The sequence below is a fragment of the Citrobacter sp. Cpo040 genome (genome assembly GCF_030332915.1).
In the GTDB taxonomy this organism is placed as follows: domain Bacteria; phylum Pseudomonadota; class Gammaproteobacteria; order Enterobacterales; family Enterobacteriaceae; genus Citrobacter; species Citrobacter portucalensis.
Genome location: NZ_JAOWGX010000037.1, coordinates 539,512 through 564,988 on the forward strand (window position 1 = coordinate 539,512; position 25,477 = coordinate 564,988).

A 25,477-nucleotide genomic window follows, 5' to 3' on the forward strand; every position below is an offset into this window, starting at 1 on the left:
CCGTATGGCACGTAACGCCAACTTTTTGAAGTGGCGGATTCTGCTAGAATCAGCAAATATTTTTACAATTTGATCAGCGCTAAATACTGCTTCACAACAAGGAATGCAAATGAAGAAATTGCTCCCCATCCTTATCGGCCTGAGCCTGTCGGGGTTCAGTACTTTGAGCCAGGCAGAAAACCTGATGCAGGTTTATCAGCAAGCACGCCTGAGCAACCCGGAATTGCGTAAATCCGCCGCCGATCGCGATGCTGCATTCGAAAAAATTAACGAAGCGCGTAGCCCATTACTGCCGCAACTGGGTTTAGGTGCCGATTACACCTACAGCAATGGCTATCGTGATTCAAATGGCGTCAACTCCAATGCAACCAGCGCGTCATTACAATTGACTCAAACGCTGTTCGACATGTCGAAATGGCGTGCCCTGACGCTGCAAGAAAAATCAGCGGGCATCCAGGATGTGACGTATCAGACCGATCAGCAAACGCTGATCCTGAATACCGCTACCGCTTATTTTAAAGTCCTGAACGCGATTGACGTACTGTCTTACACTCAGGCGCAGAAAGATGCGGTCTACCGTCAGTTAGATCAGACCACACAGCGTTTTAACGTTGGCCTGGTCGCCATCACTGACGTGCAAAACGCCCGTTCACAATACGATACCGTGCTGGCGAACGAAGTTACCGCGCGTAACAATCTGGATAACGCTGTGGAAGAGTTGCGTCAGGTAACCGGTAACTACTACCCGGAACTGGCATCTCTGAACGTTGATGGCTTTAAAACCAACAAACCGCAGGCGGTAAATGCACTGCTGAAAGAAGCAGAAAACCGCAACCTGACGTTATTGCAGGCGCGTTTGAGCCAGGATCTGGCGCGTGAGCAGATTCGTCTGGCGCAAGATGGTCATTTACCGACGCTGGATTTAACCGCCTCTACCGGCGTATCTGATACCTCATACAGCGGATCTAAAACTCGTGCCAGTGATGCAGGTACACGCTATGACGATAGCAATGAAGGCCAGAACAAAATCGGTCTGAGCTTCTCGCTGCCGCTGTACCAGGGCGGAATGGTTAACTCGCAGGTGAAACAAGCGCAGTACAACTTTGTTGGCGCGAGCGAACAACTGGAAAGCGCGCACCGCAGCGTGGTGCAAACCGTGCGTTCTTCGTTCAACAACATTAATGCTTCCATCAGTAGCATTAACGCGTACAAACAAGCGGTTGTCTCTGCCCAAAGCTCTTTAGATGCAATGGAAGCCGGCTATTCCGTAGGTACCCGTACCATCGTGGATGTATTGGATGCCACCACCACGCTGTACAACGCCAAGCAGCAACTGGCGAATGCGCGTTATACCTATCTTATTAATCAGCTTAACGTCAAATCTGCGCTCGGTACGCTGAACGAGCAGGATCTGGTGGCGCTGAACAATACGCTGGGTAAACCGATCCCAACTTCTCCGGATAGCGTAGCACCGCAAAATCCGCAGCAAGATGCCGCGGTGAATGACTTTAACAGCACTGGCAATATGCCTGCGGCTCAGCCAACGGCCGCACGTTCAACCAGCAGCAACGGCAACAACCCGTTCCGTAACTGATGCTGATGACGGGGCTTCGGCCCCGTCTGAACGTAAGACAACGTAAAGATCCGCCTCTTCTTCCGCATTCTCGCCTCTTCCCGCTTCAATTTCGACCAGTCATCCTCTATTCTGAGCAGAGTTACCACTGGGTCCTGGAAGACATAAATGAAACGGACAAAATCTATACATCACGCCTCGTTCCGCAAAAGCTGGAGCGCGCGCCACCTGACTCCTGTCGCCCTGGCAGTTACCGCTGTGTTTATGCTCGCGGGCTGTGAAAAGAGCGACGAAACAGTTTCGCTTTACCAGAACGCTGATGACTGCTCTGCGGCTAATCCGGGTAAAAGCGCCGAATGTACCACCGCGTTTAACAATGCGCTGAAAGAAGCTGAACGCACCGCGCCAAAATACGCCACTCGCGAAGACTGTATCGCTGAATTTGGCGAAGGCCAGTGCCAGCAAGCTCCTGCGCAAGCAGGTATGGCACCGACCGGCGAAGGTCAGGCTCAGGCGCAGAATCAAAGCAGCGGCAGCTTCTGGATGCCGCTGATGGCCGGTTATATGATGGGCCGCATGATGGGTGGCGGTATGGGCGCTCAGCAGCCGCTGTTCAGCTCGAAAAATCCGGCCAGCCCGGCATACGGCAAATATACGGATGCAGGCGGCAAAAACTACGGCGCAGCAACGCCGGGTCGCACCATGACCGTACCGAAAACCGCTATGGCACCGAAACCTGCCACCACCTCTACCGTAACCCGCGGCGGGTTTGGTGAGTCAGTAGCTAAACAGAGCACCATGCAGCGTAGCGCAAGCGGCACCACCACACGTTCAATGGGTGGCTGATCGCCATGGAAAGAGTCAGTATTGTTGAGCGCCCGGACTGGCGCGATAAAGCCACCGAATACGGTTTCAACTTTCACACGATGTACGGCGAGCCGTACTGGTGTGAAGACGCGTACTACAAGCTCACGCTTGCTCAGGTCGAAAAGCTGGAAGAGGTCACCGCAGAGCTGCATCAGATGTGCCTCAAAGTGGTGGAACGGGTCATCGCCAGCGATGAGCTGATGACGAAGTTTCGCATTCCGAAGCATACCTGGGGCTTTGTCCGCCAGTCCTGGCAGACACAGCAACCGTCGCTCTACTCGCGCCTCGATCTGGCGTGGGACGGCACGGGTGAACCCAAGCTTTTAGAAAACAACGCCGATACGCCAACCTCACTGTACGAAGCCGCGTTTTTCCAGTGGATCTGGCTGGAAGATCAGCTCAATGCAGGCAATCTGCCGGAAGGCAGCGATCAGTTCAACAGTCTGCAGGAAAAACTGATCGAGCGTTTCACCGAGCTGCGTGAGCAGTATGGTTTTCAACTGCTTCATCTGACCTGCTGTCGTGACACGGTAGAAGATCGCGGTACGATCCAGTATCTGCAGGATTGTGCAGCCGAAGCAGAGATCACTACAGAATTCCTCTATGTAGAAGATATTGGTCTTGGTGAAAAAGGCCAGTTCACCGATATGCAGGATCAGGTGATCGCTAACCTGTTCAAGCTCTATCCGTGGGAATTCATGCTGCGTGAAATGTTCTCCACCAAGCTGGAAGACGCTGGCGTTCGCTGGCTGGAACCGGCCTGGAAGAGCATTATTTCCAACAAAGCACTGTTACCGCTGTTATGGGAAATGTTCCCGGACCATCCGAACCTGCTGCCAGCGTACTTTGCCGAAGACGACCATCCGCAGATGGATAAATTCGTCGTCAAACCGATCTTCTCGCGCGAGGGAGCTAACGTCTCCATTGTTGAGAACGGTAAAACGATCGAATCCGTGGAAGGACCGTACGGTGAAGAAGGCATGATCGTGCAGCAGTTCCATCAGCTACCGAAGTTTGGCGACAGCTATATGCTGATTGGCAGCTGGCTAATCAACGATCAACCAGCCGGGATCGGCATTCGTGAAGACCGCGCGTTGATCACGCAGGATCTGTCACGTTTCTATCCGCATATTTTTGTCGAATGATTGAGAGTGCCGGGAGGCGGCTCCGCCTTTCCCGGCCTACGGCACGAACTTAATGCCCGATAAGCGTAGCGCCATCGGGCATTCATCATCCAACCTGCACCGACAACATACTTAAACTTCCCATCTCGATACCATCAACCGGGATCGTGACAGACTCTTTACCATCCCAAGCCCCGAGAACATACAGTAGCGGCAGATAGTGATCCGGCGTCGGGTTCGACAACGATCCACCTTCATGATCGAGATAGTTCACCAGCGGATGCTGCTCAACCGGTCCCTGCCATGTCAGGTTAGCCTTAACATAATCATTGAATGAGGTTGCCCACGGATATGGCGTGTTCTCACCGTGCCAGCGCGCAGTACGTAGGTTATGCACCACGTTACCACTGGCCACCAGCATAATGCCCTCATCACGCAGTGCCGCCAGCTTACGGCCCATCTCAAAATGCCATGACGCGGGTTTGGTGCTGTCGATACTCAACTGCACCATCGGAATGTCCGCATTCGGATACATCTTGATCAGCACGCCCCAGGAACCGTGGTCAAAACCCCAGGCTTCTTTGTCCAGGGTCACAGGCACTGGAGCAAGTAAGTCAACCAGATGCTGCGCCAGTTCAGGCGAGCCAGGAGCCGGGTAATGGGTGTCATATAATGCTTGCGGAAAACCGCCAAAATCGTGGATCGTTTTGGGGGCTTCCATCGCTGTCACACCCGTTCCACGGGTGAACCAGTGCGCAGAGACAACCACAATGGCTTTCGGACGCGGCAACGTTTCCCCCAGTTGCTGCCAGGCACGGGTATAAACGTTATCTTCCAGAACATTCATCGGGCTACCGTGACCCAAAAACAATGCTGGCATACGAGTTGAAGACATGATGATATCCTTACTGAGGGAGTCATTTTGATACCACCACAATACGCTTATTCGGTTGATGAAGAACTCAGATAACCATGATGAAGATCATCAGTTATTTTGACGATCTAACCCGGACAGCAGATTGATAAGGAGTTTTATTTGTCGATGTCAGTACCTTTACTTCTGACTTTACTGGCAGGTGCCGCCACGTTTATCGGCGCATTTCTCGGCGTGTTAGGGCAAAAACCGTCTAACCGCGTTCTCGCCTTTTCTTTAGGCTTCGCCGCCGGGATTATGTTACTGATCTCCCTTATGGAGATGCTACCTGCTGCGCTGGCCGCTGAAGGTATGTCGCCAGTGCTGGGCTACGGAATGTTTATCGTCGGCTTACTGGGCTACTTTGGCCTGGACCGTCTATTGCCGCACGCGCACCCTCAGGATCTGGTACAAAAAACAACGCAGCCTCTACCCGGCTCTATTAAACGCACCGCGATTTTATTAACGCTCGGCATCAGCCTGCACAACTTTCCTGAAGGGATTGCGACGTTTGTTACCGCCAGTAGCAACCTTGAGCTGGGCTTTGGTATTGCCCTCGCTGTTGCATTGCACAATATTCCTGAAGGATTAGTGGTGGCGGGTCCCGTCTATGCCGCCACAGGCTCCAAACGTACGGCGATATTCTGGGCAGGGATTTCAGGTATGGCAGAAATACTGGGCGGCGTACTGGCGTGGTTAATTCTCGGTAGCCTTATATCACCAGTGGTGATGGCGGCAATAATGGCGGCTGTCGCAGGTATTATGGTGGCGCTGTCCGTCGATGAATTGATGCCGTTGGCAAAAGAGATCGATCCCAATAATAATCCTAGTTATGGGGTGTTATGTGGAATGTCGGTGATGGGATTAAGCCTCGTCATCCTCCAGTCGATGGGAATCGGATAATCCAGAGGGCGGATGCCACCCTGCAAATTTACAGCATCCGCTCATCCATAGCAGAATATGAAGGACTAATCCTGTTCCTTAACCGCGCTGTTATCTTCACCAGAGCGGCGAAAGAGTTTGTTTCGCGCTTCAAGTAAGGCATCTCTGTCCTGGCGGAATGCCCGACAATAACGTTTCATATGGCAATAATACCCCACCGCAACGAGTGCAATTAATACAATCCAATACCAGGCAATAAACATTCTTTTACCCTTAAAATTTAACATCATTAAACATTTAACGTTAAAATTTTACACAAACTTATTCTGACATACTCATATAGTGGCATATTTCAGAAACAAATATATGATTTCGATCATATAAATCAGCGGCTACGCTATTAGCTAAACTCGTTATAAACAATTAAAACAATGTCGACAAGATCACACTACGCAATAATAAATATTGTTCTTAAAATATCTCACTCATACTATCAAAAAAATAATAAAAATTAGTTCCTGCAGAATAATACATTTCATCAAAATTAATTAAGGCATTACAAAAATAGTATTAACAATGCTGCTTTATTTTATCAAATAGTAAAAACATAATATATTCAGCAATATTATATTTATAGGTAATATAAGGAGATATATCCATGTTTACACAATACCGAAAAACACTTCTGGCAGGGACTCTGGCACTGACATTTGGATTAGCAGCAGGAAACTCTCTTGCCGCTGGTTTTCAACCGGCCCAACCTGCAGGAAAATTGGGCGCAATAGTAGTTGACCCTTATGGAAATGCCCCGCTTACTGCGCTGGTTGAATTAGATAGCCACGTTATTTCAGATGTTAAAGTTACCGTCCATGGTAAAGGTGAAAAAGGCGTTCCGGTGACTTATACCGTCGGCAAAGAGTCACTCACCACGTACGATGGCATTCCTATTTTTGGCCTTTATCAAAAGTTCGCAAATAAGGTAACCGTTGAATATAAAGAAAACGGTAAGGCCATGAAAGATGATTATGTGGTGCAAACTTCCGCCATCGTAAATCACTACATGGATAACCGCTCTATATCTGATTTACAGCAAACAAAAGTGATTAAAGTAGCACCGGGTTTTGAAGATCGTCTTTATCTGGTGAATACCCACACCTTTACCCCGCAGGGTGCAGAATTCCACTGGCATGGTGAAAAAGATAAAAATGCCGGCATCCTGGATGCGGGTCCTGCTGGCGGAGCACTCCCCTTTGATATCGCACCCTTTACCTTTGTCGTCGATACGGAAGGTGAATATCGGTGGTGGCTGGATCAGGACACCTTCTATGACGGTCATGACATGGATATCAACAAGCGCGGCTACCTGATGGGTATTCGTGAAACACCGCGAGGCACCTTCACCGCCGTCCAGGGCCAGCACTGGTATGAATTCGATATGCTGGGGCAAGTTCTGGCCGACCATAAGCTGCCACGCGGATTCCTGGATGCTTCACATGAGTCGGTCGAAACAGTGAACGGCACCGTACTGCTACGCGTAGGTAAACGCGATTATCGCAAAGAAGATGGCCTTCACGTACATACCATCCGCGACCAGATTATTGAAGTCGATAAATCTGGACGTGTTGTTGACGTATGGGATCTGACACAAATTCTCGACCCGATGCGTGACGCGCTGCTGGGTGCTCTGGACGCAGGCGCGGTATGCGTCAACGTGGATCTCGCTCATGCAGGCCAACAGGCAAAACTAGAGCCAGATACCCCCTATGGTGACGCCCTCGGCGTTGGTGCGGGCCGTAACTGGGCTCACGTAAACTCCATTGCCTATGACGCTAAAGATGACTCCATCATTCTTTCTTCCCGCCATCAGGGTGTCGTCAAAATCGGTCGCGATAAACAGGTGAAATGGATCCTGGCACCGTCTAAAGGCTGGAATAAGGCGCTGGCAAGCAAACTGTTAAAACCGGTTGATGATAAGGGCAGCGCGCTGAAGTGTGATGAAAACGGTAAGTGCGAGAATACTGATTTCGATTTTACCTACACCCAACACACCGCATGGCTCTCCAGCAAAGGAACGCTAACCATCTTTGACAATGGCGATGGCCGTGGACTCGAACAACCAGCGCTACCAACAATGAAATACTCCCGGTTCGTCGAATATAAAATTGACGAGAAAAAAGGAACCGTTCAGCAAGTTTGGGAATACGGGAAAGAGCGCGGTTATGATTTTTACAGTCCTATCACGTCGGTAATTGAATATCAAAAAGACCGCGACACGATGTTTGGATTTGGTGGTTCTATTAATTTATTTGATGTTGGACAGCCTACCATCGGCAAAATCAACGAAATTGACTACAAAACAAAAGAAGTCAAAGTCGAAATTGATGTCCTTTCCGATAAACCAAACCAAACGCACTACCGCGCATTACTGGTTCGCCCACAACAAATGTTTAAATAATTTCGTTAGGTTAAGGATTAATTATGTCATCTAAATGGATTACTTCATTATTTAAAAGCGTGGTATTAACGGCAGCGCTGGTATCACCATTTGCAGCATCGGCTTTTACTGAAGGTACTGACTATATGGTGCTGGAGAAACCGATTCCCAATGCTGATAAAACGTTGATCAAAGTATTCAGCTACGCCTGCCCATTCTGCTACAAATATGATAAAGCCGTGACCGGTCCGGTGTCAGATAAAGTTGCCGATCTCGTAGCCTTCACACCGTTTCATCTCGAGACCAAAGGAGAATACGGCAAACAGGCCAGTGAAGTATTTGCAGTAATGATTGCTAAGGATCAGGCCGCAGGAATTTCATTGTTTGATGCCAAATCACAGTTCAAAAAAGCTAAGTTTGCTTACTACACTGCCTACCACGATAAGAAAGAACGCTGGTCTGACGGTAAAGATCCCGCTTCATTCATCAAAACAGGGTTGGATGCTGCGGGTATGAGTCAAGCAGATTTCGAGGTCGCCTTAAAAGAACCCGTAGTCCAGGAGACACTGGAAAAATGGAAAGCGGCTTATGATGTTGCCAAAATCCAGGGGGTTCCGGCTTACGTCGTCAATGGTAAGTACCTGATCTACACCAAAAGCATCAAATCGATTGATTCCATGGCTGAGCTTGTCAGAGAGCTGGCGACAAAATAAACAGGGAACCGGCTATGGATTTTATCAAAGGATTGTGGCGAGACTTATGTACCACACCGGTTAATACCCTGGTGAGATGGCAGGAGCGACGCTTTTTGTGGTTGCTAATGGCTTGTGCCATGGGTGGGTTAATTATTCTGGCGCACTCGTTCTTCCAAATCTATCTCTACATGGCCCCTTGCGAGCAATGTGTATACATCCGCTTTGCCATGTTTGTGATGGTTTTCGGTGGGCTGATCGCGGCAATAAACCCTAAAAACCTCATTCTAAAACTGGTCGGCTGCATTGCGGCATTTTATGGCAGCATTATGGGCATTAAGTTCTCCATCAAACTTAATGGCATTCATTATGCGGTACATAACCCGGACCCGGATTCGCTCTTTGGCGTACAGGGATGTTCCACCGATCCGACATTCCCTTTCAATTTGCCGCTGGCAAACTGGGCTCCAGAATGGTTTAAGCCCACTGGAGATTGCGGCTATGACGCACCTGTCGTTCCTGATGGCGTAGCGCTTAGCAGTATGCAAAAGTGGTTTGTCGATCTGTACCAGCAGTCCGAAGGCTGGTATCTGCTTCCGCCATGGCATTTTATGAATATGGCGCAGGCATGCCTGCTCGCTTTTGGTTTATGTTTAGTGCTGTTGCTGGTAATGAGCGGAGCCTGGGCACTTAAACTGGCCAGAAAAAAATAGCCAGGTTGTAATAACAAAAAACCGAAGTCAGAAAACTGACTTCGGTTTTTTTTATCCCTACCACGGTTGTCGCGGTAGTCAGCAATTAGCTGGCTTTGCGCTCATGCGCCTGACGGTAAGCCACCAGGTCTTCGATAGTCACTACAGCCATATTATGCTTACCGGCAAATTCGATGCACTCTGGCGCACGGGCCATGGTGCCGTCATCATTGGTCAGTTCGCACAGCACACCGGCTGGTTTAAACCCTGCCAGCGTCATCAGGTCGATGGTTGCTTCAGTATGACCACCTCGGGTCAACACGCCGCCTGCCTGAGCACGCAGCGGGAAAACGTGCCCCGGACGGTTAAGATCGGAAGGTTTTGCGCCATCCTTAATTGCCGCACGCACCGTTGTAACACGGTCTGCAGCGGAAACACCGGTGGTCACGCCTTCTGCGGCTTCAATGGTCACGGTAAAACCGGTACCGTAAGCGCTGGTATTATTTTCCACCATCATTGGCAGATCGAGCTGTTTGCGTCGGTCTTCAGTGATGCAAAGGCAAACAATACCGCTACCGTGACGGATGGTCAGCGCCATCTGTTCTACGGTCATGGTTTCTGCCGGGAAAATCATATCGCCTTCGTTTTCACGGTCTTCGTCGTCAAGCACCATTACACCGCGTCCTTCACGCAGCGCAGACAGCGCATGTTCAACACGTTCGAAAGGCGTACCAAAAGAGGAAAGTAGCGTCTGATTCATGGTAAAAAAACCTCACTAAAATTATGGTTACCAGAATCAGGGCAGTCTTAGGAGTACCGTCTAAGCGGCAAAAAAATAACGTGAGCGGGTCCATGCCCGACTGGATCGTTACTCTCTCCCATCCGGACTCTAACCGTCGGCCCCGGAATTACACCGGATCTGCTGACCTTTTTGCCGTAACAAAAAGCGCTCGCGGGCTTTCAACATCTGTTGATTTACCGCCGGTGGGGAATTTCGCCCCGCCCTGAGAATAAGCGGGTTAACTATAACGCTATTGATTACCTTCATCAACGCCTTTACTCGTCTTAGCTTCACACAATTCTGGTTTATGCCTGTGCCAGTTCGCACTACAATAGGCAGCAACACGTACCAGTTCAGGGAAACCACAATGATTGACCCGAAAAAAATTGAGCAGATTGCTCGTCAGGTTCACGAGTCGATGCCGAAAGGGATCCGCGAGTTTGGCGAAGACGTAGAGAAGAAAATTCGTCAAACGCTGCAGTCACAGCTGACCCGTCTGGATCTGGTAAGCCGCGAAGAATTCGATGTACAGACTCAGGTTTTATTGCGCACGCGTGAAAAGCTGGCGCTGCTTGAGCAACGTCTGACTGAGCTTGAATCACGTGATAAAACGGCAGAAGTTAAGCCAGCCCCGGCGATCCCGTCAGTCGATCCGCAAGAGTAAAAACGACAACGGGCCGCAAGGCCCGTTTTTCTGTTAGTGTTCCAGTTCTAGCTTCCTGGCTTCCGTCGCCTGCTGGCAGTACAGCGCATAGCGTTTGCAAAACCAGCTACGATGTTCTTCATCCATATTCCCGGTTATCGCCTGGATATCAATGGGATGGCCCTCAGCCTGCATCCTGGCAAAACTACGGGCCAGGAAATCGAAATTGTTCAGTGAATACATATTGCTGTTCATGAGCATACCCTCCAGTTATTGAATATCTGCTAAGGCCATATGCTTTTTCTAATTTCAGTATTTCCCTGGATACGAAGTTATTCTGTACATATTGTGCGCAAATCAACGTTCTGGTTCACAGTTTCCGACAACTCTTCCTTATCGTACACAAGCGCCGCTGATTGACTCGCTGTTAAGTGAAATTGGATTGTCCAGCGGTTCGCTGTCAGCACTGGCCGAGCTGTTAAAATCAGTGGAAAGTAGCGCTGTGGCTCAAGAATAAAACGTAAAAATGCCGGATGGCGACGCGAAAGCGTCTTATCCGGCCTACAAACGTTACGTCACGTAGGCCGGATAAGGTGTTCACACCGCCATCCGGCAAACTTTTCAGGTGTTATTTATCGCTGTCTTTCTGGATCTTCTTAATGATATTTGTCGTAGAGCAGCCATCTTCGAAGTTCAGCACCAGCACTTCACCGCCGTTCGCCCACACCTCTTCGCTGCCCGCAATCTGCTCCGGCTTATAGTCGCCGCCTTTGACCAGCAGGTCCGGCAGAATGCCAGCAATCAGACGCTGCGGCGTATCTTCTTCAAAAGAGACCACCCAGTCGACGGATTCCAGCGCACCCAGCACGATCATACGCTGTTCCAGCGGGTTGACCGGACGCGTTTCGCCTTTCAGACGTTTAGTCGAAGCATCGCTGTTTACTGCTACGATCAGACGATCGCCCAGCTTGCGCGCATTCGCCAGATAGGAAACATGGCCCGCATGCAGGATGTCGAACACGCCGTTGGTCATTACCACTTTTTCACCGCGCTTGCGGGCGCTGGCAACGGCCTGTTTCAGCTCAGATTCGCTCATCACGCCAAAGCCAGTATCGGCCCGACCGCGCACGGCGTTTTCCAGTTCAATCGGAGAAACGGTAGAGGTCCCCAGCTTACCGACGACAACACCGGCTGCGGCGTTAGCAAAATAGCACGCCTCTTCCAGTGAGTTACCCGCCGCCAGCGTCGCCGCCAGCACGCCGATAACCGTATCGCCCGCACCGGTCACGTCATACACTTCCTGCGCCTGCGTCGGCATATGCAGCGGCGATTTTCCCGGCTGCAGCAGCGTCATCCCCTGTTCGGAGCGCGTGATCAGCAGTGCGGAAAGGTCGAAATCAGCGATCACTTTCATGCCGCGTTCAACCAGTTCATCTTCGCTTTTGCACTTGCCCGCCACCGCTTCAAACTCAGACAGGTTCGGCGTCAGCAGCGTTGCGCCACGGTAGCGTTCAAAATCGGTTCCTTTCGGATCGATAAGCACCGGCACCCCAGCCTTACGCGCCAGAGCAATCATCTGCTGCACGCTTGCCAACGCGCCTTTGGCGTAGTCGGAGAGCACCAGAGCGCCGATAGAACCCAGCGCCTGGTTAATACGCTCGTGCAGCGGCTGCGGATCTACGCCTTCAAAACCTTCTTCGAAATCCAGGCGAATCAGCTGCTGGTTGCGGGAAAGCACGCGCAGTTTGGTGATCGTCGGATGGGTCGGCACGGAAACGAAATCGCATTTTACGTTCACATCCGCCAGCGTTTTGCTCAGCGCACGCGCCGCGTCGTCAATACCGGTCAGGCCCACCAGACGCGAATTCGCTCCCAGAGAGGCAATGTTCATCGCCACGTTTGCTGCGCCACCGGGACGTTCTTCGATGGTATCGACCTTCACCACCGGAACCGGCGCTTCAGGTGAAATACGGCTGGTAGGACCGTACCAGTAGCGATCCAGCATCACATCACCGACAACCATGACTCCTGCACGTTCAAACTCTGGCAGCGTTACTTTCATTCCTGTCTCCTGAGAGATTCTCTGAGGGTCTTAAAATTTGCGCGCGATAATAGCACACTTCACTCGGCAACCAGCCACTTCCGCCAGCTGTCACGCACCAGCGTACGTTCAGCGTCAAAGTGCTCCAGCGCCACATGGCCTGGAAGTTCCTGCAACGCAAGATGATGAAGTTCATCACGCAACGTCGTATAAGCACGGGTAAGCGCCAGCGCTTCCTGCTCGTCCATAATGTCGTTTTGCGCCAGTAATTCCAGAATGCGCACGTTATCCGACCAGCGCGTCAGCTTCGGTTTTTCATGCGCATAGCGCAGCACCAGATACTGCGTAATAAACTCAATATCTGTGATGCCGCCTTCATCCGCTTTGATATCAAAACGATCGCGATGCTTATTACCCAAATGGGCACGCATTTTCTCACGCATTTCGCGCACCTCGGTCTGCAAAGTTTTCCCATCACGGACGAGGGTCATGATATCGCGACGAATCGCATCAAACTGAGAGGTCAACTGCGGGTCGCCGTACACTACGCGAGCACGCACCAGAGCCTGATGCTCCCATGTCCAGGCTTCGTTACGCTGATAATCGGCAAAAGCGTCAGCTGATGTCACCAGCATCCCCGCCGCTCCTGACGGACGCAAACGCGCATCCACTTCGTACAAAATACCGGACGAAGTACGGGTACTAAAGAGGTGCATAATGCGCTGCGCCAGACGCAGATAGAACTGTCGCCCGTCAATCTCACGCTCACCGTCCGTCATCACGTCCATCGGACAGTCATGCAGGAAGATCAAATCGAGATCCGAGCTGTAACCCAACTCCCAACCGCCCAGTTTGCCATAGCCGACGACGGCAAAACCACGCCCCTCGCGTTCGCTAAGATGAGTGGGTTGACCGTAGCGCGCGACCATCTGCGTCCACGCCTGCTGGACTACCGCATCAATAATAGCTTCCGCCAGCCAGGTTAAATGATCGCTCACCTTCATCACCGGCAGTGTACCGGCGATATCGGCCGCGGCAATACGCAGTAGCTGCGTTTGCTTAAACTGGCGCAGAGCCTCAAGTTGCTGCTCTTCGTCATCTTCCGGCACGCGCAGCAAATACTGGCGCAGCTCATCACGGTAAGCATCCGTCGCGGTAGGTTGATACAGGGTGTTCGGATCCAGCAGTTCATCGAGCAACAGCGGATACCGCGCCAGCTGGCTGGCGACCATCGGCGAGGCCGCACAGAGCGAAATCAGATGCTTCAGCGCCCCGGGGAATTCACTCAACAACTCCAGATAGGTCGTGCGAGTCACAATACCCACCAGCAGCGGTGTAATGCGTGACAGCGGGACTGAGGCGTCGTCACGCGTACAGACATCGCTCAGCAGATGCGGCATTAAATGATCCAGCACCTGGCGTCCGCGTGGGCCAATGGTGCGTTTATCCAGCTCTTTGCGGAAATCAGCAATCAGAGACAGCACGCGCCGGCGATCGTCATCCGCCAGATGCGTCAGCACCGGCGTCGTGTCATCTTCCTGTAAGGCGTCCTGCCACAGTTCGCGCCACTGTTCTGAGAGCGACTCTTCCTGGCTTTCAGCTTCGTCATCGCCAATCAGCTCGTTAAATACCCGGCGTACGTTGTCCATATGATTGGCCAGCACATCAGTTAATTGCTGCCAGTCATCAACGTTCATCCCCCACGCCAGCCGCGCGCGATTCAGTTCATCGCCTGGCAACGTTTGGGTCTGTTCATCATTGATGCTTTGCAGCAGGTTTTCCAGGCGGCGTAAATAGAGATAGGCTGCTCGCAGTTGTTCCGTATCGGTATCAGACAGCAGGTGCAGCGCATTGATGGCGCTAAGCGTCGGTAACAGCGAGCGGGATTGCAGCGACGGTTCACGTCCGCCGCGAATCAGCTGGAATACCTGCACGATAAATTCGATTTCGCGAATACCGCCCGCCCCCAGCTTGATGTTGTCTTTCAGACCACGGCGGCGCACTTCACGCGCAATCATCCCTTTCATGTTACGCAACGACTGGATCACGCTGAAATCAATATAGCGACGGAAAACAAAAGGCCGCAGCATGGCACGAAGCTCGCTGACGTAAGTGCCGTCGGCATCGCCCATAATGCGGGCTTTGACCATCGCATAGCGTTCCCAGTCGCGCCCTTGCTCCTGGTAATAATCCTCCAGCGCAGAGAAGCTCAGTACCAACGGACCGCTGTCACCAAACGGGCGTAAACGCATATCCACCCGATAGACAAACCCATCCATTGTGGGCTGATCTAATACCTTAATGAGCCGCTGGCCCATACGGGTAAAGAACTGGGCGTTATCCAGCTCGCGGCGCCCGCCCTGTGTGCTGCCATGTTCTGGCCAGGCAAAAATCAGGTCGATATCGGAGGAAAAATTCAGCTCGCCGCCACCCAGTTTCCCCATGCCTAAAATCAGCAGCGGCTGCGCCACACCTTCAGGATTACAGGGCGTACCCCATTCGCGACAGCAGGCAGCGTATAACCAGTCGCGCGCGGCGACGATCAACGTTTCAGCCAGATGGCTTAGCTGCTGCAAAATACTCTCTTCGGTCACCAGCGACAGCGTCTGTGCCCAGGCGATACGCACCATAATGCGACGGCGAAACAGGCGTAACTCACGCATCAGCGTGTTTTCATCACTAACGTCAGCCAATGTTTGCTGTAACCAGTCGGCATAGTGTTGCCATTCATCCGCCAGGGGTGGAGCGCTTTCCAGCTCAGCCAGCCATTCGGGATGGGCAATAATGCTGTCACTGACAAAATCGCTGAATGTAAGTACTGACTTCGCCTGAACGCTAAGCGAGGACTCAGATATTGCTGCTGGCAGCCGCTCAACAACGGTCGGCCAGTACTGCTGTAACGGTGAAGAGAGCTGCTTCATTTACGGGTTATCCTTTGAATGGTGCCGGATGCGTCTTTTCGCCTTATCCGGCCTACATGACAGTTACACACATCGCGTAGGCCTGATAAGCGCAGCGCCATCAGGCATCCCGGCCTCGGCCCTGATTATCGTTTTCCGCTGTGCAGCCAGAACGGTTCCAGTGCAATTGCCTCGTTACGGAAGTGTTCAATTTCAATATATTGGTTGGCCGCAATGGCGTGGCGCAAACCCTGCCAGTTGGCGATCCATTCTGATGCGACATTTTCATCGTAGTATCCCGCCAGCATCAGCATGCTATCAATGTTGCGCGTCAAACGTGGAAGCTGATCGGCGTACTGATCGCCCAGCGGCTGCGCAAAAGCGGTTTTCAGCTCAGCGGCATGGCGTGAAAGATGGGTATCCGAGAAACGCTTAAAGGAGTCGGCAATTTTTCCCTGCGCCTTCGCATCAAGGAACGGCTGCCATCCTTTGGTCACCAGCCATTCGGTCAGCGCCAGCTTGGCCATTGCCGTTTGCGTGCTGTAAACCGCCGAAACAGCAGAAACGTCCGACGAAATGATCGCTTCCGACTGGGTCAACAAATCACGTAAGTGAGCGCTCGCTTTTCGCGGCACATTACCGCCAAACAGCATCAGAATGTGACGCACCAGGCCCATAGCCGCCAGCACCTCGGCTTTCGCCCCTTTAACGCCGCGCACCCACAGCTCTTCATGGTACTGCCACTGTGATAATGCCAGCTCCAGCGCCGCTTCCAGCCCCTGCTCAATACTCGCTTTCGCCGGAACTTTCAAAATGCGTGTCGGTTTGAGTTCGCGCGGCGCATTCCCCTGAGCCAGGTGATAACCGCGCGCTGCTTTGCTCAAGCTCCCCTGGCGTAAACCGGTTTGCGAAACCAGCTGGTTTGCCAGCTTCAGTACCGCACGGGTATCGCCGCTTAGCAGTTCAAGTTCAAGCTCACAGATAGGTTCTGCAAACTCGCCCGCTTTCACCTCCCCCAGATCGAGGGCCATTTCAATCCGGCTGCCATCAACATCAACCAACCATTTCTCACGGTAAAAATCGGTGCTGAACAACGGCTGCACTTGAGAAGCAAGTTCAGCAGGCAGCTCGCCGTCAGGCCAGACTTCCGTTGGGAACAAGGTGAGGTCCAGCTCAGGCGCGTTTAGCGCAACGTTATATTCCGGCCGCTGGTGCAGTCCGCCCGTCACGCGTCCGGCAATTTTCATGGTCATTTCGTAATGACCATTTTCACCGCGAATACGCAGCCCCATATCGTGACCACGCAACCACGCATCCGGTGTTTCGTAGTAGATATTCAGCATCTGACTGGGCGCATGATGCTCTCCCCCCAGCGTATTCAGACGTTCACGTAGCGCATCTACAACATCACTATTGACGATAAATTTTAATTCGATTTCCTGGGCCATGGTCTTGTACTTATGGGTTATGTCACAGTTGAGAAAACTGACTGCGAACTAAGTTCGTTCTTTATGGTCAGTAGATAGTATTTTGCGCCAAATTGCCATGCAACGAGCAATTTGACGGGCGTAAAAGTTTCGAGTGGTGGCAAAAAGGACACAGATGATTCCGATTGATGTCGAATGCTTTGCGTAGAGACACTGATGCCACTACTATCGTTCCACTTTCTATGACAATAACGACAGCCTGATGCCAAAATTACGCCTGATTGGATTAACTTTACTCGCACTTAGCGCCACTGCAGTCTCTCATGCCGAAGAAAAGCGCTATGTCTCTGACGAACTGAACACCTGGGTCCGCAGCGGTCCGGGAGATAATTATCGCCTCGTGGGTACGGTTAACGCCGGCGAGGAAGTCACGCTATTACAGACCGATGCCAACACTAACTACGGCCAGGTGAAAGACAGCACCGGTCGTACCGCCTGGATCCCGCTGAAAGAGCTGAACAGTACGCCGAGCCTGCGTACCCGCGTTCCCGACCTGGAAAACCAGGTTAAGACCTTGACCGATAAGCTCAATAATATCGATACCACGTGGAACCAGCGCACCGCCGATATGCAGCAAAAGGTCGCGCAAAGCGACAGCGTGATCGACGGACTGAAACAAGAAAACCAGAAGCTGAAAAACGAGCTTATCGTGGCGCAAAAGAAGGTCAGCGCAGCCAACCTTCAGCTTGATGACAAACAGCGCACCATCATCATGCAGTGGTTTATGTACGGTGGCGGCGTGTTGGGTCTTGGTCTGCTGCTCGGCCTGGTTCTGCCACACATGATCCCAAGCCGTAAACGCAAAGATCGCTGGATGAACTGAATCGCCTTCTCCGCCACACTGACATATGATTAAGGGATCATAGTTTTCAAAAGGAAAGTGGCGTGAAGATTTATCTGGTCGGTGGTGCTGTTCGGGATGCGTTATTAGGGCTACCGATTAAAGATAAAGATTGGGTTGTTGTTGGCGCCACGCCGCAAGAGATGCTCGACGCGGGCTACCAGCAGGTAGGCCGCGATTTTCCCGTGTTTCTGCATCCGCAAACCCGCGAAGAGTATGCGCTGGCGCGTACCGAACGTAAGTCAGGCTCGGGGTATACCGGGTTCACCTGCTATGCCGCCGCAGATGTCACGCTGGAGGCCGATCTTCAGCGTCGTGACCTGACCATCAACGCAATCGCCCGCGATGACGACGGGGAGATTATCGACCCGTATAACGGACGCGACGATCTGGAAAACCGTCTGCTGCGCCATGTTTCATCTGCCTTTAGCGAAGATCCGCTGCGCGTGCTGCGCGTGGCGCGCTTTGCTGCCCGCTATGCGCACCTCGGTTTTCGTATCGCTGACGAAACCATGACGCTGATGCGTGACATGACCACCGCTGGTGAACTGGAGCATCTGACACCAGAGCGGGTGTGGAAAGAAACCGAAGGCGCATTAACCACCCGTAACCCACAGGTATTTTTCCAGGTCCTGCGCGACTGCGACGCACTGCGCGTCCTGTTTCCGGAAGTGGATGCTTTGTTTGGCGTTCCAGCCCCCGCACAGTGGCATCCGGAAATCGACACCGGCATTCACACGCTGATGACGCTGTCGATGGCAGCCATGTTAAGTCCGGAGGTCGACGTGCGTTTTGCTACGCTGTGCCACGATCTTGGCAAGGCATTGACGCCTAAAGCGCTGTGGCCGCGCCATCATGGCCACGGTCCGGCAGGTGTTAAGCTTGTCGAACAACTGTGCCAGCGCCTGCGCGTGCCGAATGACATCCGTGATTTAGCCAAACTGGTTTCCGAGTTCCACGACCTCATTCATACCTTCCCGATCCTGCAGCCGAAAACTATCGTTAAGCTGTTTGATTCCATCGATGCCTGGCGCAAACCGCAGCGCGTGGAGCAAATCGCCCTCACCAGCGAGGCTGATGTGCGTGGGCGAACCGGTTTTGAAGCGGCAGATTATCCGCAAGGCAGACTGTTGCGCGAAGCCTGGCAGGTTGCGCAGGCGGTGCCAACGAAAGACGTGGTTGAAGCTGGATTCAAAGGTCAGGCAATTCGTGAAGAACTGACCCGACGTCGCATCGCGGCGGTAGCCAGTTGGAAGGATCAGCGTTGCCCGAAAGCGTAGACACTGCGTTGCCGAATGCGCTGTGCTTATCCGGCCTACAGGTTCGAAACGGATATAACCCGTAGGCCGGATAAGGCAGAACGCCGCCATCCGGCACCACGGTAAGTCATCAGAAGAACACGACGTAAACGGCAGCCGCCACAATAAAGCGGTAAATCGCAAACGGAATGAACGAGATGCGTTTAATCAGTTGCAGGAAGGTTTTGATCGCCACCAGCGCCACGATAAACGCCGTCACAAATCCGACTGCAAACATCGGGATATCTGATGCGTTGAGGAAAGACCAGCTCTTGTAGAGATCCAGCGCCGTCGCGCCCATCATCATCGGCACGGCCAGCAGGAAGGAGAATTCAGAGGCCGCGTAACGACTCACGCCCATCAGCATGCCGCCAGAAATCGTCGCCCCGGAGCGAGAAAAACCCGGCCACAGCGCCAGACACTGGAAACAGCCAATCATAAACGCCTGGCGATAGGTCATATCATCCAGCCCCGGCGCACGCGGCTCCTTCGGCTTCAGGCATTCCGCGGCAATCAGCAGTACACCCCCCACCACCAGCGCATACATCACGTTGATCGGGTTAAACAGCGATTTGATGGTGTCGTGGAAGATTAGCCCCAGTACCACGGCTGGAATCATCCCCAACAGGATATGTCCCAGCGTCAGTCGACCTTTGCCAGTGCCTTCATGCGGAGCCTTGCCGAAGTGAATGCCGATCAGGCCAAACAGACGTCGCCAGAACATCACCACAACGGCCAGGATAGAACCTAACTGGATAACCACTTCGAATGTTTTTGCAGTGTCACCCTCAAAACCCAACAGGTGGCCAACAATAATCATATGGCCAGTACTGGAAACGGGTAAAAATTCCGTCAATCCTTCGACCACACCCAAAATTGCCGCCACCAGCAGCGAGTGCATATCACTCATTAATAAACCCCTAGATAGAGAAACCACGGCAAAAAAGAGCCGACGAAAGGACCCTTTTATACCCGTTTGTTTTAGAAATTATTAAATTAATTATTTTCTTTCAGATTATTGCCACGCTCAATGATAACCCCGACGTTCGCCGCACGGGCTACCGCGCCAGGTTTACTGAGTTTGATCCGTACCCAGGGAGAATTAAAGCGGCTAAGCAGGAGATCTGCCACCTCTTCCGCAACCCGTTCTACCAGCGCAAAGCGCCCACCTTCCACATGATTAACAACCGTTTGAGCAATATCAGCATAGCTCAGGCAATCAGCCACATCATCGCTTTTAGCCGATTTGCGGTTATCCCATGCCATTTCGATATCGAACACCAACCGTTGTTCGATCGTTTGTTCCCAGTCGTAAACACCAATAGTGGTGATTACAGAAAGTTGCTCTATAAATACAATATCCATCACGACCTGCCTGCTTTTTGGCTAACCCGGATACCACTTCCGGCGAAATATGCGTATTATCCACAGAAGTAGCGTTTTACACGACATTTTCAAAACGGAACAGCTTATGAGTGCAATCGCGCCTGGAATGATTATCTTCGCGTACCTCTGTGGCTCAATTTCCAGTGCTATTCTGGTATGCCGCCTTGCTGGATTGCCGGACCCGCGCGACAGCGGCTCTGGGAATCCGGGCGCGACAAACGTGCTGCGCATCGGTGGCAAGGGAGCCGCCGTCGCGGTACTGATTTTCGACGTCCTGAAAGGTATGTTACCCGTCTGGGGTGCCTATGCGCTAGGCGTCAGCCCCTTCTGGCTGGGATTGATCGCAATCGCCGCCTGTCTGGGCCACATTTGGCCGGTGTTCTTCGGCTTTAAAGGTGGGAAAGGCGTTGCCACAGCCTTTGGCGCGATTGCGCCGATTGGTTGGGACTTAACTGGCGTGATGGCAGGGACCTGGCTGCTGACCGTCCTGTTGAGCGGCTACTCGTCGTTAGGCGCTATCGTCAGCGCGTTGATCGCCCCTTTTTACGTCTGGTGGTTCAATCCCCAGTTCACTTTTCCGGTGTCCATGCTGTCGTGCTTAATTCTGCTACGTCACCATGACAACATTCAGCGTCTGTGGCGTCGTCAGGAGCCGAAGATCTGGACCAAACTGAAGAAAAAACGCGAACGAGACCCCGAGTGAATTTATTGTCGGATAGCGACGCAACGGCGTCTTATCCGGCGTGGGGGATGTGATACCCCTCCACCGGTTTGCCTAATCGGTTCTGACACCACGTCGCCAGAAATTCCACGCACACGCGCAGCTTCACGCTGCGATACAGCGGCTCCTGATAAACCGCCCAGATATTAGCGCTCTGCGCATAGTCCGGCAGCACACGCACCAGTTCACCGCTGGCCAGAAACGGCTGCACATCCCATTCAGAACGCAGCATGATCCCTTTTCCCTGTAGCGCCCACTGCAACACAATCTCACCGCTGTTAGAGGAAAGATGTCCCGCCACCTTGACCGACTTTTTCTCCTGACCATTGTCCAGTTCCCACACCCCGTGAGTCATATCGCGTTCTTTGGTGACCAGACAATCATGACGACTTAATTCCTGTAACGTCATCGGCTCACCGTATTTTTGTAAATACGGTGGGGCCGCACACAATATTCTTTTGTTTTTCGTTAACAAATGCGCAATATAATAATCCGGTATCTCGTCATTAATACGAATATCTAAATCGATATTATCCTGCGCCAAATCAATTTGCCGATCGTAAAGCTCAAAATGCACCTGTAATTCAGGGTAGCTATGCATCAATTCGGTAATTGCCGGTGCAATATAACTGCGCCCAAAGCCAAAACTACAGCCGATACGAATCATCCCTGCCGGGCGCGTTTTGAGTTGCGTGACGTCATCGACCAGATGCTGATAGCCCGCGAGGATCGCCTGCGCATGTTCATAGCAACGTTGACCACTCTCCGTGAGCGCTACACCACGCGCAGAGCGGCTTAGCAGCGTCGTCCCAAGCGTGGACTCTAGGATCTGAATGCGTTTTGTCACAAACGCCGGCGTTTGCCCCAGCGTCGCGGCGGCGGCGCTGAAGCTGCCGCTATGCACAATTTCAACCAACACCTGCAGGTCTTTCGCAAGGGGATACGTGTTCAGCATGATCGGTCTATCCGTAATGTTGTTCACCGCAGTGTAATTCTCTCATGCGTCTTAAACCCTGCCTTTGCGCAATTTTTATTGCCTTATCCGGACATCATTCACGAACTGTTAATTAGATATTCACAGTGGCAAATAATATTAATCCACATTTTTAGTGGTAGTTTGTGGCGGAGAATTTATTTCCAGATAAATAAAAGAACTGGAGTTAACAAGATGAGCAATCAAAATAACCAAAATGCGATAAATACGCTGACGAACATTGTCGCTGATTTTACCGCCATGATTTCTACCCGCATGCCCGATGACGTCGTGGATAAATTAAAACAGCTGCGTGAAGGCGAAACCTCGCCGATGGGTAAAATCATCTACCACACCATGTTTGACAACATGCAGAAAGCTATCGACCTGAACCGCCCAGCCTGTCAGGACACCGGCGAGATTATGTTTTTCGTGAAGGTCGGTTCCCGTTTTCCGCTCCTCGGCGAACTGCAAAGCATTCTGAAGCAGGCCGTTGAAGACGCCACGGTAAAAGCGCCGCTGCGCCATAACGCGGTCGAGATTTTTGACGAAGTGAATACCGGCAAAAATACAGGTACCGGTGTGCCGTGGGTCACCTGGGACATCATCCCTGATAACGATGACGCGGAAATCGAAGTCTACATGGCAGGTGGCGGCTGTACGCTGCCGGGACGCTCGAAAGTGTTAATGCCTTCTGAGGGCTACGAAGGTGTGGTGAAATTTGTTTTTGAAAATATCTCCACGCTGGCAGTCAACGCCTGTCCGCCAGTGCTGGTGGGCGTAGGTATTGCCACCTCCGTAGAAACCGCCGCCGTTCTTTCTCGTAAAGCGGTGCTGCGCCCTATCGGCTCACGTCATCCGAATCCGAAAGCGGCCGAACTGGAACTGCGTCTGGAAGAAGGACTTAACCGTCTGGGCATTGGTCCGCAAGGATTGACCGGTAATAGCTCGGTGATGGGCGTGCATATCGAATCCGCCGCGCGCCACCCGTCGACTATCGGCGTTGCCGTCTCTACTGGCTGCTGGGCCCATCGTCGCGGCACGCTGTTGGTTCATGCTGACCTCTCCTTCGAAAACCTGTCTCACACCCGGAGCGCGTTATGAAAAAGATCCTCACAACCCCGATCAAAGCCGAAGATCTGGCAGACATTCGCGTTGGCGATGTCATTTACCTGACCGGTACGCTGGTGACCTGCCGTGACGTTTGCCACCGCCGCCTGATCGAACTGAAGCGCCCGATTCCTTATGACCTGAACGGCAAAGCCATTTTCCACGCGGGCCCGATCGTACGTAAGAACGGTGAAAAATGGGAAATGGTTTCCGTCGGCCCAACCACCAGCATGCGTATGGAAGCGTTTGAGAAAGACTTTATCGAGCAGACCGGCGTCAAACTGGTGGTCGGCAAGGGCGGCATGGGACCGCTGACGGAAGAAGGCTGCAAGCAGTTTAAAGCGCTGCACGTCATCTTCCCGGCAGGCTGCGCAGTCGTGGCGGCAACCCAGGTTGAGGAGATCGAAGAGGTGCACTGGACGGAACTCGGCATGCCGGAGTCCCTGTGGGTGTGTCGGGTAAAAGAGTTCGGCCCGCTGATCGTTTCCATCGATACCCACGGCAATAACCTGATCGCTGAAAACAAAAAGCTGTTCGCTGAACGTCGCGACCCTATCGTCGATGAAATCTGCGAGCACGTGCATTACATCAAATAACCCTCCCGGAGAGGCGCTACGCCTCTCCCCTTTCGTAGGGATACAACAATGGCACCTTTAGCTGGTTGGTGGCGATACCTGGCTCCGCTGGTGGTCATCGCCATTATTGCTGTTCTACCCGTCCCCACCGGTCTTGAGAGCCACACCTGGCTCTATTTTGCCGTCTTTACCGGTGTGATTGTCGGGCTTATTCTGGAACCTGTACCGGGCGCGGTAGTGGCGATGATTGGCATTTCGATCATCGCCGTCCTTTCTCCGTGGCTGCTGTTCAGCCCGGAGCAACTCGCGCAGGACGGTTTTAAATTTACCGCCAAATCGCTGTCATGGGCGGTATCTGGCTTTTCAAACTCGGTCATCTGGCTGATCTTCGCGGCCTTTATGTTTGGTACTGGCTATGAGAAAACCGGACTCGGTCGGCGAATCGCGCTGATGCTGGTGAAAAAGATGGGGCATAGGACGCTGTTTCTCGGCTATGCGGTGATGTTCTCCGAACTTATCCTCGCTCCCGTCACACCTTCCAACTCCGCGCGTGGGGCCGGAATAATCTACCCGATTATCCGCAACCTGCCGCCGCTGTATAACTCACAGCCCAATAGCGCCAGTTCACGCTCCATTGGCTCATACATCATGTGGATGGGTATTGTCGCTGACTGCGTTACCAGCGCCATTTTCTTAACGGCAATGGCGCCGAACCTGCTGTTGATCGGTCTGATGAAAGGCGCGTCCCACACCGCGCTAAGCTGGGGTGACTGGTTCTTAGGCATGCTGCCGCTGAGCATTTTACTGGTGCTGATCGTGCCGTGGCTGGCGTACGTGTTATATCCACCGATGCTGAAATCCGGCGATCAGGTTCCACGCTGGGCGGATACCGAACTAAAAGCGATGGGACCGCTCTGCGCTCGCGAGAAAAAGATGCTGGTGCTGATGGTCGGCGCGCTGGTGCTGTGGATCTTCGGCGGCGATTATATTGACGCTGCGATGGTCGGATACAGCGTGGTGGCGTTGATGCTGGTGCTGCGCATCATTAGCTGGGATGACATCGTCAGCAATAAAGCCGCATGGAACGTCTTTTTCTGGCTGGCCTCGCTGATCACGCTGGCCACCGGGCTCAATAACACCGGTTTTATTACCTGGTTCGGCAAGCTGCTGGCAAACGGGCTGAGCGGTTATTCGCCGATGATGGTGATGGTAGCGCTGATCGTGGTGTTCTATCTGCTGCGTTACTTCTTTGCCAGCGCCACAGCCTATACCTCCGCCCTCGCACCGATGATGATTGCCGCCGCGCTGGCAATGCCGGAAATCCCGCTACCGGTTTTCTGCCTGATGGTTGGCGCCGCCATTGGTCTGGGCAGCATTCTGACCCCGTACGCCACCGGCCCTAGCCCTATCTACTACGGCAGCGGCTATTTACCAACAGTGGATTACTGGCGACTCGGTGCTATTTTTGGCCTGATTTTCCTCGTGCTGCTGGTGATTACCGGTCTGGTCTGGATGCCCCTCGTTTTACTGTAAAACCCTGGTGG

General features: G+C 52.5%; 24 protein-coding genes, 1 pseudogene and 1 riboswitch. Of the genes and pseudogenes, 15 read left to right on the forward strand and 10 right to left on the reverse strand.

Annotated features, from left to right (window positions below):
* Positions 1–103 precede the first annotated feature (103 nt).
* The 3 genes from tolC to OGX86_RS21065 all read left to right on the forward strand — a co-directional run bounded on the left by tolC (position 104) and on the right by OGX86_RS21065 (position 3,585).
* Positions 104–1,594 carry an outer membrane channel protein TolC gene (gene tolC, locus OGX86_RS21055; RefSeq protein ID WP_286640623.1) on the forward strand — a complete coding sequence of 497 codons (1,491 nt, stop codon included), beginning with the start codon at positions 104–106 and terminating at the stop codon, positions 1,592–1,594.
* Positions 1,595–1,741: 147 nt separating this feature from the next.
* Positions 1,742–2,419 (forward strand): DUF1190 family protein, encoded by a 678-nt coding sequence (locus OGX86_RS21060; RefSeq protein ID WP_016154521.1) that lies wholly within the window; start codon positions 1,742–1,744, stop codon positions 2,417–2,419.
* Positions 2,420–2,424: 5 nt separating this feature from the next.
* Positions 2,425–3,585, forward strand: coding sequence for a glutathionylspermidine synthase family protein (locus OGX86_RS21065; RefSeq protein ID WP_048225554.1), 1,161 nt, complete (start codon positions 2,425–2,427; stop codon positions 3,583–3,585).
* 85 nt (positions 3,586–3,670) lie between these two features.
* Here the strand turns inward: OGX86_RS21065 and ygiD are convergent, their stop codons facing one another.
* On the reverse strand, positions 3,671–4,459 hold the full coding sequence (gene ygiD / locus OGX86_RS21070; RefSeq protein ID WP_032945034.1) for a 4,5-DOPA-extradiol-dioxygenase: 789 nt from the start codon (positions 4,457–4,459) through the stop codon (positions 3,671–3,673).
* A gap of 147 nt (positions 4,460–4,606) precedes the next feature.
* On the opposite strand from ygiD, the gene zupT reads away from it, so the two are divergent.
* The gene (zupT, locus tag OGX86_RS21075; protein ID WP_286640625.1) at positions 4,607–5,380 is read left to right on the forward strand and encodes a zinc transporter ZupT; all 774 of its coding nucleotides are present in this window, start codon (positions 4,607–4,609) and stop codon (positions 5,378–5,380) included.
* Positions 5,381–5,445: 65 nt separating this feature from the next.
* On the opposite strand, the gene OGX86_RS21080 is transcribed toward zupT, so the two are convergent.
* A complete protein-coding gene (locus OGX86_RS21080; RefSeq protein ID WP_071446370.1) occupies positions 5,446–5,622 on the reverse strand; it encodes a hypothetical protein in 177 nt (58 codons plus the stop codon).
* A gap of 395 nt (positions 5,623–6,017) precedes the next feature.
* On the opposite strand from OGX86_RS21080, the gene assT reads away from it, so the two are divergent.
* Genes assT through dsbI form a run of 3 tightly spaced genes read left to right on the forward strand, consistent with a single transcriptional unit; the run spans position 6,018 to position 9,198 of the window.
* Positions 6,018–7,814 (forward strand): arylsulfate sulfotransferase AssT, encoded by a 1,797-nt coding sequence (assT, locus tag OGX86_RS21085; protein WP_136392351.1) that lies wholly within the window; start codon positions 6,018–6,020, stop codon positions 7,812–7,814.
* A gap of 23 nt (positions 7,815–7,837) precedes the next feature.
* Complete coding sequence (locus OGX86_RS21090; protein WP_048225557.1) at positions 7,838–8,506, forward strand: thiol:disulfide interchange protein DsbA/DsbL; 669 nt, start codon at positions 7,838–7,840, stop codon at positions 8,504–8,506.
* 14 nt (positions 8,507–8,520) lie between these two features.
* Positions 8,521–9,198 carry a protein-disulfide oxidoreductase DsbI gene (dsbI, locus tag OGX86_RS21095; RefSeq protein ID WP_048225559.1) on the forward strand — a complete coding sequence of 226 codons (678 nt, stop codon included), beginning with the start codon at positions 8,521–8,523 and terminating at the stop codon, positions 9,196–9,198.
* A gap of 85 nt (positions 9,199–9,283) precedes the next feature.
* Here the strand turns inward: dsbI and ribB are convergent, their stop codons facing one another.
* A complete protein-coding gene (gene ribB, locus OGX86_RS21100; RefSeq protein ID WP_003828424.1) occupies positions 9,284–9,937 on the reverse strand; it encodes a 3,4-dihydroxy-2-butanone-4-phosphate synthase in 654 nt (217 codons plus the stop codon).
* A 106-nt stretch (positions 9,938–10,043) separates the two neighbouring features.
* Positions 10,044–10,193: riboswitch (FMN riboswitch) on the reverse strand.
* Positions 10,194–10,325: 132 nt separating this feature from the next.
* Here ribB and ubiK point away from each other — a divergent pair.
* On the forward strand, positions 10,326–10,622 hold the full coding sequence (gene ubiK / locus OGX86_RS21105) for a ubiquinone biosynthesis accessory factor UbiK (RefSeq protein WP_048215526.1): 297 nt from the start codon (positions 10,326–10,328) through the stop codon (positions 10,620–10,622).
* Between the two features lie 33 nt (positions 10,623–10,655).
* Here the strand turns inward: ubiK and glgS are convergent, their stop codons facing one another.
* Positions 10,656–10,862 carry a cell surface composition regulator GlgS gene (gene glgS / locus OGX86_RS21110; RefSeq protein ID WP_008785836.1) on the reverse strand — a complete coding sequence of 69 codons (207 nt, stop codon included), beginning with the start codon at positions 10,860–10,862 and terminating at the stop codon, positions 10,656–10,658.
* A 127-nt stretch (positions 10,863–10,989) separates the two neighbouring features.
* Here glgS and OGX86_RS21115 point away from each other — a divergent pair.
* Positions 10,990–11,118, forward strand: a pseudogene (locus OGX86_RS21115) (hypothetical protein); the annotation flags it as partial.
* Positions 11,119–11,229: 111 nt separating this feature from the next.
* Here OGX86_RS21115 and hldE read toward each other — a convergent pair.
* The 3 genes from hldE to OGX86_RS21130 all read right to left on the reverse strand — a co-directional run bounded on the left by hldE (position 11,230) and on the right by OGX86_RS21130 (position 16,990).
* The gene (gene hldE, locus OGX86_RS21120; protein ID WP_048215525.1) at positions 11,230–12,663 is read right to left on the reverse strand and encodes a bifunctional D-glycero-beta-D-manno-heptose-7-phosphate kinase/D-glycero-beta-D-manno-heptose 1-phosphate adenylyltransferase HldE; all 1,434 of its coding nucleotides are present in this window, start codon (positions 12,661–12,663) and stop codon (positions 11,230–11,232) included.
* 59 nt (positions 12,664–12,722) lie between these two features.
* Positions 12,723–15,563: a bifunctional [glutamate--ammonia ligase]-adenylyl-L-tyrosine phosphorylase/[glutamate--ammonia-ligase] adenylyltransferase gene (gene glnE / locus OGX86_RS21125; RefSeq protein ID WP_286640627.1), complete on the reverse strand. Its 2,841-nt coding sequence runs from the start codon at positions 15,561–15,563 to the stop codon at positions 12,723–12,725.
* A 125-nt stretch (positions 15,564–15,688) separates the two neighbouring features.
* Positions 15,689–16,990, reverse strand: coding sequence for a CYTH domain-containing protein (locus tag OGX86_RS21130; RefSeq protein WP_286640630.1), 1,302 nt, complete (start codon positions 16,988–16,990; stop codon positions 15,689–15,691).
* Between the two features lie 241 nt (positions 16,991–17,231).
* On the opposite strand from OGX86_RS21130, the gene OGX86_RS21135 reads away from it, so the two are divergent.
* A complete protein-coding gene (locus tag OGX86_RS21135) occupies positions 17,232–17,852 on the forward strand; it encodes a TIGR04211 family SH3 domain-containing protein (RefSeq protein ID WP_003828434.1) in 621 nt (206 codons plus the stop codon).
* A 62-nt stretch (positions 17,853–17,914) separates the two neighbouring features.
* Positions 17,915–19,150, forward strand: a complete 1,236-nt coding sequence (locus OGX86_RS21140) for a multifunctional CCA addition/repair protein (protein WP_286640632.1) — start codon at positions 17,915–17,917, stop codon at positions 19,148–19,150.
* A gap of 109 nt (positions 19,151–19,259) precedes the next feature.
* Here OGX86_RS21140 and bacA read toward each other — a convergent pair whose 3' ends face one another.
* Together bacA and folB are read right to left on the reverse strand one after the other, a co-directional pair.
* Positions 19,260–20,078, reverse strand: coding sequence for an undecaprenyl-diphosphate phosphatase (gene bacA, locus OGX86_RS21145; RefSeq protein WP_168978800.1), 819 nt, complete (start codon positions 20,076–20,078; stop codon positions 19,260–19,262).
* Between the two features lie 86 nt (positions 20,079–20,164).
* The gene (gene folB / locus OGX86_RS21150) at positions 20,165–20,533 is read right to left on the reverse strand and encodes a bifunctional dihydroneopterin aldolase/7,8-dihydroneopterin epimerase (protein WP_003024659.1); all 369 of its coding nucleotides are present in this window, start codon (positions 20,531–20,533) and stop codon (positions 20,165–20,167) included.
* Between the two features lie 106 nt (positions 20,534–20,639).
* Here folB and plsY point away from each other — a divergent pair, with 106 nt between their 5' ends.
* Positions 20,640–21,257 (forward strand): glycerol-3-phosphate 1-O-acyltransferase PlsY, encoded by a 618-nt coding sequence (plsY, locus tag OGX86_RS21155; RefSeq protein WP_003828443.1) that lies wholly within the window; start codon positions 20,640–20,642, stop codon positions 21,255–21,257.
* A gap of 31 nt (positions 21,258–21,288) precedes the next feature.
* Here the strand turns inward: plsY and ttdR are convergent, their stop codons facing one another.
* Positions 21,289–22,230: an L-tartrate utilization transcriptional activator TtdR gene (gene ttdR, locus OGX86_RS21160; RefSeq protein ID WP_032945042.1), complete on the reverse strand. Its 942-nt coding sequence runs from the start codon at positions 22,228–22,230 to the stop codon at positions 21,289–21,291.
* Positions 22,231–22,443: 213 nt separating this feature from the next.
* On the opposite strand from ttdR, the gene ttdA reads away from it, so the two are divergent.
* Genes ttdA through OGX86_RS21175 form a run of 3 tightly spaced genes read left to right on the forward strand, consistent with a single transcriptional unit; the run spans position 22,444 to position 25,466 of the window.
* On the forward strand, positions 22,444–23,352 hold the full coding sequence (gene ttdA / locus OGX86_RS21165) for a L(+)-tartrate dehydratase subunit alpha (protein ID WP_003828445.1): 909 nt from the start codon (positions 22,444–22,446) through the stop codon (positions 23,350–23,352).
* Positions 23,349–23,954 carry a L(+)-tartrate dehydratase subunit beta gene (gene ttdB, locus OGX86_RS21170; RefSeq protein WP_003828447.1) on the forward strand — a complete coding sequence of 202 codons (606 nt, stop codon included), beginning with the start codon at positions 23,349–23,351 and terminating at the stop codon, positions 23,952–23,954. Before ttdA ends, ttdB begins: the two co-directional genes overlap by 4 nt.
* 48 nt (positions 23,955–24,002) lie before the next feature.
* Entirely contained in the window at positions 24,003–25,466 is a 1,464-nt protein-coding gene (locus tag OGX86_RS21175; RefSeq protein ID WP_128317107.1) for an anion permease, read from the forward strand.
* Positions 25,467–25,477: the final 11 nt, after the last annotated feature.